Annotated in this window: 11 protein-coding genes; 5 read left to right on the forward strand and 6 right to left on the reverse strand. The window is 57.3% G+C overall.

From position 1 onward, the window contains the following. Positions 1-11 precede the first annotated feature (11 nt). Together OSH04_RS12905 and OSH04_RS12910 are read left to right on the forward strand one after the other, a co-directional pair. A complete protein-coding gene (locus OSH04_RS12905; protein WP_266108617.1) occupies positions 12-389 on the forward strand; it encodes a hypothetical protein in 378 nt (125 codons plus the stop codon). A 69-nt stretch (positions 390-458) separates the two neighbouring features. Beyond that, complete coding sequence (locus OSH04_RS12910; protein WP_266108618.1) at positions 459-2,405, forward strand: alkaline phosphatase D family protein; 1,947 nt, start codon at positions 459-461, stop codon at positions 2,403-2,405. 32 nt (positions 2,406-2,437) lie between these two features. Here the strand turns inward: OSH04_RS12910 and sorU are convergent, their stop codons facing one another. The 6 genes from sorU to purN form a co-directional block, all read right to left on the reverse strand. Next, positions 2,438-2,746, reverse strand: coding sequence for a SorU family sulfite dehydrogenase c-type cytochrome subunit (sorU, locus tag OSH04_RS12915; protein ID WP_052159170.1), 309 nt, complete (start codon positions 2,744-2,746; stop codon positions 2,438-2,440). 53 nt (positions 2,747-2,799) lie between these two features. Further along, complete coding sequence (gene sorT / locus OSH04_RS12920; protein WP_277614459.1) at positions 2,800-4,020, reverse strand: SorT family sulfite dehydrogenase catalytic subunit; 1,221 nt, start codon at positions 4,018-4,020, stop codon at positions 2,800-2,802. 391 nt (positions 4,021-4,411) lie between these two features. Further along, positions 4,412-6,706 carry a UvrD-helicase domain-containing protein gene (locus tag OSH04_RS12925; protein WP_266108619.1) on the reverse strand — a complete coding sequence of 765 codons (2,295 nt, stop codon included), beginning with the start codon at positions 6,704-6,706 and terminating at the stop codon, positions 4,412-4,414. After that, positions 6,703-7,929 carry a DesA family fatty acid desaturase gene (locus OSH04_RS12930; RefSeq protein WP_026482877.1) on the reverse strand — a complete coding sequence of 409 codons (1,227 nt, stop codon included), beginning with the start codon at positions 7,927-7,929 and terminating at the stop codon, positions 6,703-6,705. The genes OSH04_RS12925 and OSH04_RS12930 overlap by 4 nt, the downstream gene beginning before the upstream one ends. A gap of 101 nt (positions 7,930-8,030) precedes the next feature. Beyond that, positions 8,031-9,296 carry an RsmB/NOP family class I SAM-dependent RNA methyltransferase gene (locus OSH04_RS12935; protein ID WP_042488026.1) on the reverse strand — a complete coding sequence of 422 codons (1,266 nt, stop codon included), beginning with the start codon at positions 9,294-9,296 and terminating at the stop codon, positions 8,031-8,033. A gap of 173 nt (positions 9,297-9,469) precedes the next feature. Continuing rightward, positions 9,470-10,126: a phosphoribosylglycinamide formyltransferase gene (gene purN, locus OSH04_RS12940; protein WP_009455720.1), complete on the reverse strand. Its 657-nt coding sequence runs from the start codon at positions 10,124-10,126 to the stop codon at positions 9,470-9,472. A 49-nt stretch (positions 10,127-10,175) separates the two neighbouring features. Between purN and OSH04_RS12945 the strand changes: the two genes are divergently transcribed. Genes OSH04_RS12945 through lspA form a run of 3 tightly spaced genes read left to right on the forward strand, consistent with a single transcriptional unit; the run spans position 10,176 to position 14,497 of the window. Continuing rightward, positions 10,176-11,141 (forward strand): bifunctional riboflavin kinase/FAD synthetase, encoded by a 966-nt coding sequence (locus OSH04_RS12945; protein WP_266108621.1) that lies wholly within the window; start codon positions 10,176-10,178, stop codon positions 11,139-11,141. Next, positions 11,131-13,971, forward strand: a complete 2,841-nt coding sequence (gene ileS, locus OSH04_RS12950) for an isoleucine--tRNA ligase (protein ID WP_266108622.1) — start codon at positions 11,131-11,133, stop codon at positions 13,969-13,971. Before OSH04_RS12945 ends, ileS begins: the two co-directional genes overlap by 11 nt. Next, positions 13,964-14,497, forward strand: a complete 534-nt coding sequence (lspA, locus tag OSH04_RS12955) for a signal peptidase II (protein WP_035268158.1) — start codon at positions 13,964-13,966, stop codon at positions 14,495-14,497. Before ileS ends, lspA begins: the two co-directional genes overlap by 8 nt. Positions 14,498-14,507: the final 10 nt, after the last annotated feature.

Raw genomic sequence — 14,507 nt, forward strand, 5'->3', positions numbered from 1 at the left:
AGGACCCGCACATGCACGTTGCTACACAGGAATTCCCCCGTATCTGGATCTCGAACAGCGCCCCATCCAATTGGAAAGCGGAACTGGAAGCCTTGCTGGATCAAGGACAACGCTTTGTCTTGCTGACCCGCGAGCTGCCCGGTGCAGAGGAAGGCACGGGCAAGGAGGAATTCTCGCAGTGGATCAAGGCCAACCGCAGCCGTCTGAGCGTGTCCTGTGCCGCCAGCCTGGTAGTTGTCAGCAATGCCTTGATGGCCTTTTCCTTGAATGCCTTTGTCGCCCCTTTGAGCGAAAAATTCGGCTTTCCAGTCCGCGTAGTGCATGCGGACGATCTGGACGCGCAAGTTACCGCTTTTCTGGCTGCCAGCCCGGAAGTCGCAGACAGCTAAGCAGTACGAGTTGCAACTTTATAGGCCCTACACTGTCCATTATCTTTTCTGATTTTGGCTGTCACCCGTTTGAGTCTCTCCCCACTTCCGTCCACACTGCCGCCTGTACTGGCAGGCCCTATTTTGCGTCGCCTCGATCCCCAGCGCCTGGTGCTATGGCTGGTTGGCAGTTCGGCCTTGACCCTGGACCTGGTCCTGCAAGCAGAGGGTGCCGCTCCCCAGCGTATTTCGCTCAGTAGCGAGCACTGTCGCATCGTACAACTGGGCAAGCATGCCTTTATCCATTTCCTGGATGTACAGCTGACCACAGCCCTGCCCCAAGACACGCTTGTTCACTACGATTTGCTCGCCTCCATAGACGGTGGACCGGAGCAAGGGATTGCTGATTGGGCTCCCCATCTGCTGCACCAGGGTCAAACCCGGCCCAGCTTTGTGCTGGCCAGCCGCGCTGACAATCTGATGTTTGGTTCCTGCCGCAAGCCTCATCACGCCGCACGCGATGGTTTGGCTCAGGCAGACACAGTCTTGAGCGAGCACATTACCCAGGCCCATGCCCGGCCTGCCTTGCTGATGCTGTCCGGAGATCAGGTTTACGCCGACGATGTGGCCGGTCCCATGCTGGCGGCCATTCATGCCTTGATTGAGCGGCTAGGCTTGTATGGGGAATATCTGGAAGGCGCCGTCGTCTCGGATAGCGAATCGCTTTACCGGCACCCCGCCAGCTACTACCGACGTGCGGATTTGCTGCCTGCCTTCAAATCCAACGAAGATCTGCGTGAGCGCTTTTTTGGTGGTGTGGAAAAACCGATTTTCACCACTGCCAACGCACACAATCACTTGGTCACGCTGGCCGAAGTCATGGCCATGTATTTGCTGGTTTGGTCCCCCATCCCATGGCAAATCATTCCAGAGCCTGAGCCTCCCCAATTGGAGCCCAAGCATCAGCAACGCTGGCAACGCGAGGCACTGGCATTGGAAGGTTTCCGTCAGGACCTGCCCCAAGCAGCACGCCTTTTGGCCCACGTGCAAACCTTGATGATTTTTGACGACCACGACATCACCGATGACTGGAATCTGTCCGCCAAATGGGAAAGCGTCGCCTATGGCCATCCTTTTTCACGGCAGATCGTAGGCAATGCCCTGATCGCCTATATGTTGTGTCAGGGTTGGGGCAACCGGCCCGAGGTGTTTGAGTCGGTGCTGAATACGGTGACCGCCTGGACCAGCCAGCCGGATGAACATCAGCGTCTTGAACATGAAGCTCAAGATGCGCTGATCAAGGAACTGCTGGAGTTTCGCCAATGGGACTATGTGCTGCGCACCCAGCCTACGCTGATCGTGCTGGATACACGCACGCGCCGCTGGCATAAACGCCGTTTGCCCAGTCGCCCGTCCGGACTGATGGATTGGGAGTCTTTGACTGAGCTTCAGCACGAACTGCTGGATGAGCGCGCCGCCATCATTGTGTCGCCCACGCCCATGTTTGGCGTCAAGCTGATCGAAGTCATACAAAGCATCTGCACGTACGCGGGTTTTGCCCTGACGGTGGACGCCGAGAACTGGATGGCCCACAGAGGGGCTGCCAACACCATGCTGAACATCTTCAGGCACTCACGCACACCCGGAAACTACGTGATTCTGTCCGGCGATGTGCACTATTCCTTTGTCTACGATGTACAGGTACGCCATAGCGGGCACATTCCACATATCTGGCAAGTCACCAGCAGCGGCATCAAGAACGAATTTCCGGAAGCTTTATTGAACTGGCTGGATCGGCTGAACCGCTGGCTCTACTCGCCGCGATCCCCTCTGAACTGGTTTACGCAACGCCGTGACCTGAGCATCAGCCCGCGTCTGCCGGATCAGCGCAAACAGGGGGAACGGGTATGGAATGGTTCCGGAATCGGCCAGATCTGGCTGGATGAGGAAGGTCGCCCCGCCCGCATCCTGCATCACAATGCCAACAAAAAGCCGCCTACCGAATTTCTGCCTCCGGATCAGGAGAAGAAAGGGTAAGGCGGCTAGCGTCTGGCTACAGCAGGTGGAACTTACTGACCCGCTACAGAGCTGACATAGGTGGCGACAGCATCACGCTCTTCGTCACTCATGGTTTGTGCAAAAGAAGGCATGGCGCCCATGCCTTCTTTCATGACCTTCAGGATCTGTTCCTTGCCTGGCTTGAGTTCATCCAGATCCGGACCAATGGCCCCGGCTGAACCAGCATCAGCCAAGGTATGACAGACCGCACAGGCAATGGGTTTGGCACCTGTCAGAAACAGTTCCTTGCCTTGCTCCTGAGCGTAGGCTTGAGTACTAAAAACAAATACAGATACTGCAGCAACTAGATATTTCTTCATGATTCCCTTCCATAGCCGCCCCGAGCTGACGGGGCGGGTACAACATTCAAGACTTAAACGACCGTGACAGCCAGCATGTGGTCGCGCCAGCTGTTGTTCAGATAGCCACGGTTATTAGGTACGCGCTCTTCAGGCTGTACCGTGCCTGCTTCGCTGGTAGCGCGACTGGCAATCTCATACTTGCCTGGTTTCAAATCCACGCCTGCAACGAACTGACGCCACGCATACTTGCCCAGATCAGGGCCTACAAACGTCGCTTTCACCCAGTTCTTGCCACCATCCACGGACACTTCCACTTCTTTGGCTGCCGACATGCCTCCAAAAGCCAAGCCCTGGATCTGTACCTTGCCGGCCTTGAGTTCTTCGCCAGGCTCACCACTCGGGCTGGTCACCCAGGACTTGACAGGCATTTCCCAAACCGACTCCTGATTGGGGTTGGACTTCTCACCCACAGGCGCCAAACGGTAGCTGTTTTGCTGAATGTTGGCAGCAGACTGCTCTTTGGTAAACGCCAGTTGCTTGATGTACTTGACGTTATTGACCCCGGTGTAACCCGGCACGATCAAGCGCAAGGGGCCGCCGTGAGCCAAGGGGATGGGTTGACCATTGATTTCCCAGGCCAGGATAGCGTCATCAATGGCTTCCAGGGGAATCGAACGCTCTACCATAATGGTGTTCGGGTCCAGCCCTTGAGGAATTTCCTCGCCGCCCTGACCGGTCATGTACTTGGCGCCCTCCTCCATGCCGCCCACAGCCTCCAGCACGGCCTTGATCGGCACGCCGGTAAAGACCACACAGCCAGCGGCACCTACCGTCCACTGAGTACCACTGGGTTTTTCAGGGAAAAAAGCACGACCATTACCCGAACACTGCAGCACCATGGGCACAGCCACCAGACCCAGGCGTTTCAGCTCGGCGACGCTCATGTCTTTCGGGTTCTTCACGCCCTTGATCGACAGCACCCAGGCGTCCGGATCAGCCACGATCTGCTCGGATGGGGGGGCCACGTTATTACGCACGAACAAGCGATCCAGCGGCGTGATCAAACCCGAGCCAAAAGCGCTGCGTTTGGTTTCAATAGTGTTGGCACTGTGCACGATCAAGCTGTCGGCATGTTTCCAGGATGCATAGGCTGGCAGGGCCTTGGCCTGCGTTTTTGCCTTTTCCTGAGCCAGTGCCGCTGACAAAGGAGTCAAGCTTGCTGTACCGGCCAGGGCCATCACCCCGCCCGTCGACAAAAGCATACGCCGGCGTGAGAGATTGCTAGGTTTCATGATCGCCTCCATGTGTATTTGTTATCTGTAATTAATTTAGGCTTCGATTTTATGGGGGCACCAGCTTTATAACTAGAATCTATAACCCTTATATATAACGATCATATAGAGCTTTAAAGAAGGAAGGCAAAAACGGGAAAGTCGCTTGAAACAAGGGTTTCCCTGCAATCTCTGTGTTTATCCAAAACGTGAAATAAGGTGAGAAATTTTTCCTGGGAGGCATCCGCGTCGAGCACGATGAAGAGTAAAAATGAAGGGCTTGAAATAAAACGGCTGTAAAAACTGCGGCTGTTTGAAAATTTCCATGACATAGGGCAGGCCATAAAAAAGCCCCCGGAGTTTCCGGGGGCCTTCAAACTGCGATTAACTGATTCAGTCGTTGCTTCGCTTTTTAGCTAACAGGATCCAGTTTGGCAATGGCCAGGGCCAGAGTCTTGCTGCCGACTTCACGAAACTGAATCAAGGCCTGGGCATCGTCACCCTGACCCGTCAGATTAATAATCGTGCCTTCACCAAAGCGGTTGTGATGCACACCCTGCCCCACACGGAAGGTCTGGCCATTCACTTCCAGCACGCTGGTGTGACTGCGACCGCCGTAAGGCTGGGCCGAATAGCTCTTGTCCTTGGACTCCCAGCTTTGACCACGACGGAAGGCACCCGAGCTGGCCTCTGACTGCATGGGCGTACTGGTATAGCGAGCCGACAACCATTTGATGTGTTGCTCCGGCAGCTCTTCCAGAAAGCGCGAACGCATGGCGTAACGCGTCTGGCCATGCAACATGCGGCTTTGCGCCAGAGTGATGTACAAACGCTGACGCGCCCGCGTAATCGCCACGTACATCAAACGACGCTCTTCCTCGATCCCACCGGGGTCGAACAAGCTGTTCTCATGCGGGAACAAGCCCTCTTCCAAACCGGTAATGAAGACGGCATCGAACTCCAAGCCTTTGGCTGCGTGGATCGTCATCAACTGAATGGCGTCCTGGCCAGCCTGGGCCTGATTGTCCCCTGCTTCCAGAGAAGCATGAGTCAGGAAAGAGCCCAAAGGCGACATGGGGGCCAGCACAGAGGCAGCCGGTTGATCCGGGTTCTGCATGGCCTGCTCGGACTCGCCCGCCACTGCTTCGGGGACTCGACCTGCGGGTAGCTCGGCAAAACCTTCTTCACCCACAAAAACCGTGGCCGCGTTGACCAACTCCTGCAAGTTTTCCAGCCGTTCGGCACCTTCGCGGTCGGCCTGGTAATGGGCCAGCAAGGTACTGTCATGGACAACGTGCTCAATCAGCTCGGGTAAGGACAGGATCTGCGCCTGGCTGGCCATATCCTGAATCAGGTTCGAGAAACGCATCAGGCTGGCAGCCGCACGCCCTTGCAGGTAAGGAATGGCACGCAGCAAGCTGGTACCACGCTCACGCGCCAGATCAGCCAGCTGCTCCACAGAGCGAGCACCAATCCCACGAGTCGGGAAGTTCACGACGCGCAAGAAAGCGGTGTCATCATCCGCGTTATCCATCAACCGCAAGTAAGCCAGTACGTGCTTGATTTCCTGACGCTCGAAGAAGCGATGGCCGCCATACACTTTGTAGGGCAAGCCTTGGGAAAACAGCCTGTGTTCAATCACCCGAGACTGGGCATTACTGCGATACAGAATAGCGATTTCACGACGCGGCTTGCCTTCGGCAATCAGGGCGCGGACTTCGTCCACAATCCACTGAGCTTCCAGGGCATCCGAGGCCAGTTCGCTGATGCGTACTAGCTCGCCTTCGCCACTATCGGTCCATAAATTCTTGCCCAGACGGCCGCTATTGTTCTCGATCAGCGCGTTGGCCGAATCCAGAATATGGCCGCAGGAACGGTAGTTCTGCTCCAGGCGTATCACATTGCCACGGGCATAGTCGCGCTCGAAGTCGGCCATATTGCCCACGTTCGCGCCACGGAATGCGTAGATGGACTGGTCATCGTCGCCCACGGCAAACATGCAGGCCTGATCACCGGCCAAAAGACGCAACCAGCGATACTGCAGCACGTTGGTGTCCTGGAACTCGTCGACCAGAATGTGTTTGAAACGGCGCTGATAATGCTCGCGAATCGGGGCATTGCGGGACAACAGCTCGTAGGCACGCAGCAGCAGCTCGCCAAAGTCCACTACTCCTTCACGTTCGCACTGCTCTTGATAAAGCTGATAGAGCTCGATCAGGCGGCGGCGGTGAGGGTCGTGCTCTTCCAGGTCGCCAGGACGTTGGCCATCTTCTTTACAGGCGTTGATGAACTTCTGAATTTCCTTGGGCGGAAATTTCTCGTCATCCACATTATTGGCCTTGACCATGCGCTTGATGGAGGCCAACTGATCTGCCGTATCCAGAATCTGGAACGTCTGCACCAGACCGGCATCACGGTAATGCATGCGCAGCAGGCGATTGCACAGGCCGTGAAAGGTCCCGACCCACATTCCGCGGGTATCGATAGGCAATAAAGAAGTAAGCCGCGTCAGCATTTCGCGCGCGGCTTTATTGGTGAAGGTAACAGCAGCAAGGCCATGTGGGCTGACCTGCCCGGTCTGGATTAACCAGGCCATTCGGGAGGTCAGTACACTGGTTTTTCCGCTACCCGCTCCGGCCAGCACCAGGGCATGGCCAGAGGGTAAAGTAACGGCGGCTCGCTGTTCCGGGTTTAAGCGATCCATCATGCCGCGTAGCGGCGCAGACGCAAGGCGAACTGCTCAAGACTTTCAATACCACTTTGCTGAGCGCGCTGGCACCAGGTGCGCAGGTCGGACAGCAACTGCTCGCTGGAGGCACTGGAGCTTTCCCAGATACCGGCCAGTTCACGCTGCATGCGAACCAGGATGGACAGGCGTGAATCGCCAGCCGCTACGGTTTCCAGTTCAGCGCGCTGCTCGGGAGCCAGAACGTCGTCGCCGCGACCGATCCAGTCGTTGCAGCTTTCCAGCAGGGACCAGGAGCAATTCGGGTTGTCTTTGTTCACTTGTGGCTTCAGACGAGCGATTTCTTCCGAGGCCGTGGTTTTGATGATGTCCGCATAGCGGGCCAGAATTTCGTAGCGGTGAGTAATCACGCCCTGCAAGGTTGCCAGGCTAATGCCTTCCAGCGGAGCATTCGAAGGCACGCTAGGCTCCAGACGCAGCTTGGGAGCGACCTTCTTGACCTTGGCCAGACCCAGTGCCTTGAACACCGAGATGTAGCACCAGCCCAAGTCAAATTCGTACCATTTGCTGGAGAACTTGGCGGACGTACCGTAAGCGTGGTGGTTGTTGTGCAGCTCTTCACCACCAATGATGATGCCCCAAGGGAACACGTTGGTGCTGGTATCAGGGCTGGCAAAGTTGCGGTAACCGATAGCGTGACCCAGACCGTTCACCACACCGGCTGCCCAGAAAGGAATCCAGGCCATCTGGATAGCCCAGACAGTCAGACCCAGCAGACCGAACAGGAACAGATCAATACCCAGCATGATGGTAATACCTAACATGCTGTATTTGCTGTACAGGTTGCGCTCGAGCCAGTCATCGGGCGTGCCGTGACCGAAACGCTTCAAGGTTTCAGGGTTGGTGGCTTCCTGACGGTACAGTTCTGCACCACGGAAGAACACCTGGCCCAGACCAAAGACCACAGGGGAATGGGGATCGCCTTCACGTTCGCATTTGGCGTGGTGCTTGCGGTGAATCGCAACCCATTCTTTTGTGACCATACCGGTGGTCATCCAGAGCCAGAAACGGAAGAAATGCATCAGCGCAGGGTGCAGGTCCAGCCCGCGGTGCGCCTGACTGCGGTGGAGAAATACGGTAACTGACACAATAGTGACATGCGTCACCGCCAGAATGACAAGAGTGAGCTGCCACCAAGACAGTTGCAGCCATCCGTCAGCAAGAAAAGAAAGAAACGATTGCATAGACCCTTTTAGACCTGATCTTTGTGTTAAGGGAAACCGGAAAAGTGTAGCCCACCTAACCAGTTAACAATAACACTATTTAAGGACGAACTTGCTTTAAATCAAGCACTTTCCGTGATTCGTTCAAGTGCCGCACCAAAGAAACAGTCGGTTTGGTGACGGTCCGTGCGCAGATTCAAATAAGGCCCCTCTAGCGCGAGGGCCGGACATTTGTCCTTCAAGATTTCCCGGGCGTCCAGCAGTTTGAATTCGGGATGTTTGTCCAAGAATGCCTGCACTTGCTGCTCGTTTTCTTCAGGCAAGAAACTACATGTTGCATAAACCAAACGACCTCCTGGTGCGACACAAGCCGCGGCTTGCTCCAGAATGTCGGCCTGCATCTGAGTGTACTGCTCCAGAGCTTGGGGGTGTTGACGCCACTTAAGATCAGGATTTCGACGCAAAGTTCCCAGTCCACTGCACGGAGCGTCTACCAATACACGCTGTGCCTTGCCATGCAGGCGGCGAACACGCTGGTCGCCCGCTTCCTGAATCACGACAGGCACCACATTGGACAGACCGGCACGGGCAAAGCGCGGTTTGGCCTTGTTCAAGCGGGTGGCCGACACGTCAAAGGCGTACAAACGGCCTGTAGAGCGCATCAAGGCGCCCAGCAGCAAGGATTTGCCACCGGCACCGGCGCAGTAGTCAATAACCATCTCGCCACGGCGAGGCTCCAGCAAGGCGGTCAGCAACTGGCTGCCCTCTTCCTGAATTTCCAGCTCGCCTTTCTCATACTGTGGCCATACTGCGACAGATGGTCGACCTTCAATACGGATACCCCAAGGCGAAAACGGCATGGCAACCGGTTTGAAACGAGCCATAGGGCCGTTTTGCAGCTGACGCAACACAGCATCGCGCTCGGCTTTCATGGGGTTGACGCGCAAATCCAGCAAGGCCTGCTCGTTCATGGCGGCCATCAGCTTGTAGGAATCCGGAATCTCTTTCAGACGCTCTTCCAGCCACTCGGGCAGGCTCAGGCGCACGCCAACCGGCAGACCGTCCACATTCAGGGCGCGGATATGGCCCAGCCACTGGCGCTCTTCTTCCGTCAGCCCCAAAGACAGGGATTCCTGACCGATAGCCGTAGACAGGCCCAGAATGGCCAGACGACGGGTGGATGGGCCTACACCGCTTTCCGCCCAGTTACGGTACTGACGCAGGTGGCGCAGCACATCAAACACGGCCTCGCGGATCTCGGCACGGTCACGCGAGCCCATTTTGGGGCGTGTACGCGCCCAGCGTGTCAAGGCCAGGTCGGCGGGGTGCTTCCACTGCAAAACTTCACCCAGGGCGCTGGAGACCTGCTCCAGACGGCGCTGTGCCATCGCGCCCGGCTCGGGTGGGCCCGAGGGTTTGTCGCGGCGTGCTGCATAAGGGCGACCACGCGCTCCGGACTCGTTACGTTGGGCAGACGAGGACGGGCGCTTGCGGTCCGAGCGGCCGCGGGATTGTTGGTGATCAGACATGAATATTCAAAAATTCCAAATAGCCCGCTCAATCAGGCGGGGAAATAAAAGCCGCGATGCGCAAGTCCAGCAACCTCGACACGGCCATCAGCCAGCAAACGCACCCGTCCCTCGATCAGCCAGCGTACGGCCTCGGTATAGACGTGGTGTTCGGTTGCCAAAACGCGCTCTGCCAGAGTCTGTGCATCATCGTCGTGCAGGACGGGCACGATACTTTGGGCAATGATGGGACCATCATCGAGCACAGGGGTCACAAAGTGCACCGAGCAGCCGTGAAACTGCACGCCCGCGTCAAGTGCCTGTTGATGGGTATTCAAACCGGGAAAGCTAGGAAGCAAGGATGGGTGTATATTGATGAGCTTGCCTGCATAGTGCTGAACAAAATCGGTGCTCAGGATGCGCATGAATCCCGCAAGTAGAACATAATCTGGCTGGTAGCGGTCGATCACGCGTGCCAAAGCCTGGTCAAAGGCTTCACGTGTTGCAAATTCGCGATGCGAAACCGTCTCGGTAGGCAGCCCTTGACGCTGCGCCCATTCCAGTCCGGGCGCATCGCCCTTGTTAGAGATGACCGCCTCGATACGGCCATTTAAGCCCGCTGTCTTGATCAGTTCGCCTATGGCCTGCAAGTTGGAGCCCCGGCCTGAAATAAGCACAACAAGGCGACAAGGTAGGGTGGAATCGGTCAAAATCCTGTTTCCCGAGAAATAACGAATCCAAAATTGTAAACTCTCGCTTGTGAAATCTGATCTAAAACTCTATCGCTCTCTGCCGCGGCGCAACAGCACGGCCCGCAGCGCTGTCACCATTGGCAATTTTGACGGGGTCCATCTGGGCCATCAGGCCATCTTGCATCGCGTCAATGAAATGGCGCGCCAGCAAGACCTGAGCTCCTGTGTAATGACCTTTACGCCCCACCCACGCGCCTTTTTTGCGCAGCGCGGCCAACGGCCCGAACTGATCCCCACACAGATCAGCGGCCTGCGCGACAAGGTCGAAGCCCTGCATCAATGTGGCATTGAACAAATTTATCTGGCCCGCTTCAATCAGGCCATGGCCGATATGTCGGCAGCCACCTTTATTGACGAGATTCTGGTCCAGGGCCTGAATACGGGTTGGCTGCTGGTGGGCGAGGATTTCCGCTACGGCCACAAACGGGCCGGCGACATTGAAATGTTGCGCGAAGCGGGCAAGCGCCATGGCTTTAGCGTCGAGACCCTGCACGATGTGGCCGATGCCGATGGCCGCCGCATCTCCAGCTCGGAAGTGCGCACCGCCCTGGCCGTGGGCCAGCTGGACCGCGCCCGTGCCCTGCTGGGCAAGCCCTTTCATATTAGTGGTCATGTCATTCATGGCCAGAAACTGGGCCGGGACATTGGCTACCCGACCCTGAACGTGCGTGTTCCTGAACACTGTGCCGCCCGCTCCGGCGTGTACGTGGTCCGGGTGCACGGACTGATCGGACAGGCTCTGCCCGGCATTGCCTCCTTGGGGGTACGCCCAACCGTCATAGACCAGGGACGGCTGCTGTTAGAGGTGCATTTACTGGACCAACACCTGGATGCTTACGGTAAACTTGCCCGTATAGAATTTCTGGAATTTGTCAGGGACGAGGAAAAATTCCCGGACCTCATCACAATGATCGCCGCCATCGACAACGATGCACAACGCGCTCGCGACTACTTTGCTTCAAATGGACTATAAAAACTCTCTCAATTTGCCCGACACTCCCTTTCCCATGCGTGGTGACCTCGCCAAACGTGAGCCGGGCTGGATTAGCCAGTGGGAAGAAAACAAAGTCTATGCAGCAATTCGGCAAGCCAGTGCCGGTCGTCCCAAATTTATTTTGCACGACGGCCCTCCCTATGCGAACGGCGACATTCACATTGGCCACGCGGTCAACAAGGTTCTGAAAGACATCATCGTCAAAAGCCGCAATATGGCGGGCTTTGACGCACAATACGTTCCCGGCTGGGACTGCCACGGCATGCCCATTGAAGTTCAGATCGAAAAGAAATACGGCAAGAACCTGCCTGTAGCTGAAGTTCAGGCCAAGGCGCGCGCCTACGCGCTGGAACAGATCGACAGCCAGCGCAAGGACTTCAAGCGCCTGGGCGTGCTGGCCGACTGGGAGAACCCTTACCTGACCATGAATTTCAGTAACGAAGCCGACGAGCTGCGCGTACTGTCCAAGATCATGCAAAAGGGTTTCGTGTTCCGTGGCCTGAAGCCCGTGAACTGGTGTTTTGACTGTGGTTCCGCCCTGGCAGAAGCCGAGGTTGAGTACGCCGATCGCACCGACCCGTCCGTGCACGTGGCCTTCCCCTTCGCGCAAAAGGACAAGCTGGCCGCCGCCTTTGGCGTGGACAGCGTGGACGATGGCGCCATCGTTATCTGGACCACCACCCCCTGGACCATCCCGGCCAACCAGGCACTGAACGTACACCCTGAAATCAGCTACGCCCTGGTCAAGCTGGACAGCCCACGCGCCACCGGCTCCATGCTGATCGTGGCCGAAGAGCTGGTGAAGTCCTGCCTGGAACAATGGGGCCTGAGCGGCCAGGTCGTGGCCACCGCTACCGGCGAAGCCCTGAACCTGATCGAATTCAACCACCCTCTGGCTCACGTGGACGCAGGCTACCAACGCCGCTCCCCCGTGTACCTGGGCGACTACGTTACCCTGGACAGCGGTACTGGCGTGGTGCACTCGGCCCCGGCCTACGGTATTGAAGACTTTATCTCCTGCAAAGCCCACGGCATGAAGGATGACGACATGCTCACGCCCGTGATGGGCAATGGACATTACGCCGAGAATCTGCCCCTGTTTGGCGGCCAGATGATCTGGAAGGCCAATCCGCAAATCGTGGAAGCCTTGCAGAACGCCGGTACCTTGCTGAAAACCGAACAGCACCCGCACAGCTACATGCACTGCTGGCGTCACAAGACGCCCATCATCTACCGTGCCACCAGCCAATGGTTTGCCGGTATGGACAAGGAAAACAGCAGCGGCCGTAGCTTGCGTGAAATGGCCCTGGAAGCCATTGATAACACCGAGTTCTACCCCTCCTGGGGTCGTGCCCGCCTGCACGCCATGATCGCCAACCGCCCGGACTGGACTTTGTCGCGCCAGCGCCAATGGGGTGTGCCCATGGCTTTCTTTGTGCACAAAGAAACGGGTGAACTGCACCCCCGCACGCCCGAGCTGATGGAACAAGTAGCCGAGCGTATCGAAAAGAGCGGTATCGAAGCCTGGCAAAACCTGGACCCACGCGACCTGCTCGGTGACGAAGCCGATCTGTACGAGAAAAACCGCGACACGCTGGACGTGTGGTTTGACTCGGGCACCACACACGCTACCGTGCTGGGCGGCAAGGATCACACCACCCACGGCTCGCACGCTGACAAGCTGCAATGGCCTGCCGACCTGTACCTGGAAGGTTCGGACCAACACCGTGGCTGGTTCCACTCGTCCTTGCTGACGGGCTGCATGCTGTATGGCCGCGCGCCCTACAAAGCCCTGCTGACCCACGGCTTCGTGGTGGACGGCAATGGCCGCAAGATGAGCAAATCGCTGGGCAACATCATCAAGCCGCAAGAAATTGCCGACAAGATGGGTGCCGAGATCATGCGCCTGTGGGCCGCCTCCACCGACTACTCGGGCGAGCTGTCCATCTCCGACGAAATTCTGAAGCGTGTTGTGGAAGGCTACCGCCGTATCCGCAATACCTTGAAGTTCCTGCTGGGCAACCTGGCCGACTTCGATGTCACCCAACATGCTGTGCCTGTTGATCAACTGACCGAAATCGACCGCTACGCCCTGCAAATGACCGCCGACATGCAGGCCGAGTTGCTGGAGAACTACAAGCGCTACGAGTTCCACCCCATCGTGGCTCGCTTGCAGACCTTCTGCTCCGAAGACCTGGGCGCGTTCTACCTGGATATTCTGAAAGACCGTCTGTACACCACGGCTAAAGATGGCCAGCCACGTCGCTCGGCTCAAACTGCGCTGTATCACCTGACACAGACCCTGCTCAAGCTGATGGCTCCCATCCTGTCCTTCACGGCAGAAGAAGCCTGGCGCGACATGCACGGCGGTTCGGTTCCTAGCGGCACCATCTTCACCGAACTGTTCCATGTCCTGCCCGAGCAAGGCGAACAATCGGCACTGAGCAGCAAGTGGCAACGCCTGCGCGCCATCCGTGCCGACGTGATGCGCCGTATTGAAGATGTACGTAGCACCGGCGCCATCGGTTCCTCCCTGGCTGCCGAGATCGACATCTACGCCACCGGGCAGGATCTGGAATTCCTGCAATCCCTGGGCCAGGACCTGCGCTTCATGCTGATCGTCTCGCGTGCTGACGTGCACGCTGGCGAAGGCGACTTGCGCATCGACGTTACCCCTACCGAACAGGCCAAGTGCGAGCGTTGCTGGCACCACCGCCCTGACGTAGGCCAGAGCGCCGAGCACCCCACCCTGTGTGGTCGCTGCGAGGACAATCTGTTTGGCGAAGGCGAAGTGCGTCACCATGCCTGATAAGGACATGGCCCCTTCTCCCGGCCAGGCCCGACTGCCCTCGCGGCAGTTCTGGGCCTGGATTGGTCTGGCCGCCTTTATTGTCGGCCTGGACCAATGGACCAAACAGTATTTCGACAGCAACCTGTTCTATCAGGAACGTTGGAATATCCTGCCCTTTTTTGATTTCACCCTGCTCTACAACCCCGGCGCGGCGTTCAGCTTTCTGGCCGGTGGTCAGGGTTGGCAGCGCTGGTTCTTTGTCGGCATCGCAGCCGTTGCCACGGTATTTATCGTGACCATGCTGCGCCGCTCGGCCAAACAACCCTTGTTTTGCCTGTCGCTTAGCCTGATTCTGGGCGGTGCCATCGGCAACGTGGTGGATCGCCTGATGCACGGGCACGTGGTAGATTTTCTGCTGTTCTACTGGAATCAATCCTACTTTCCGGCCTTCAATATTGCCGACGTCGCCATCAGCTGCGGCGCTGCCCTGTTGGTGCTGGACGAGTTCATGCGCATGCGCCGCAACAAACGACAGCGCTCCTGAGTCTGTAAGG

This window comes from Alcaligenes nematophilus (genome assembly GCF_026344155.1).
GTDB classification, from domain to species: Bacteria; Pseudomonadota; Gammaproteobacteria; order Burkholderiales; family Burkholderiaceae_B; genus Alcaligenes; species Alcaligenes phenolicus.

Excerpts from the sequence above, each read along its gene's own strand:
- OSH04_RS12905 (WP_266108617.1), top strand. The coding sequence starts at position 12 with ATGCACGTTGCTACACAGGAATTCCCCCGTATCTGGATCTCGAACAGC.
- sorU (WP_052159170.1), bottom strand. The coding sequence starts at position 2,746 with ATGAAGAAATATCTAGTTGCTGCAGTATCTGTATTTGTTTTTAGTACT.
- sorT (WP_277614459.1), bottom strand. The coding sequence starts at position 4,020 with ATGAAACCTAGCAATCTCTCACGCCGGCGTATGCTTTTGTCGACGGGC.
- OSH04_RS12925 (WP_266108619.1), bottom strand. The coding sequence starts at position 6,706 with ATGATGGATCGCTTAAACCCGGAACAGCGAGCCGCCGTTACTTTACCC.
- OSH04_RS12930 (WP_026482877.1), bottom strand. The coding sequence starts at position 7,929 with ATGCAATCGTTTCTTTCTTTTCTTGCTGACGGATGGCTGCAACTGTCT.
- OSH04_RS12935 (WP_042488026.1), bottom strand. The coding sequence starts at position 9,296 with ATGGCACAGCGCCGTCTGGAGCAGGTCTCCAGCGCCCTGGGTGAAGTT.
- ileS (WP_266108622.1), top strand. The coding sequence starts at position 11,131 with ATGGACTATAAAAACTCTCTCAATTTGCCCGACACTCCCTTTCCCATG.
- lspA (WP_035268158.1), top strand. The coding sequence starts at position 13,964 with ATGCCTGATAAGGACATGGCCCCTTCTCCCGGCCAGGCCCGACTGCCC.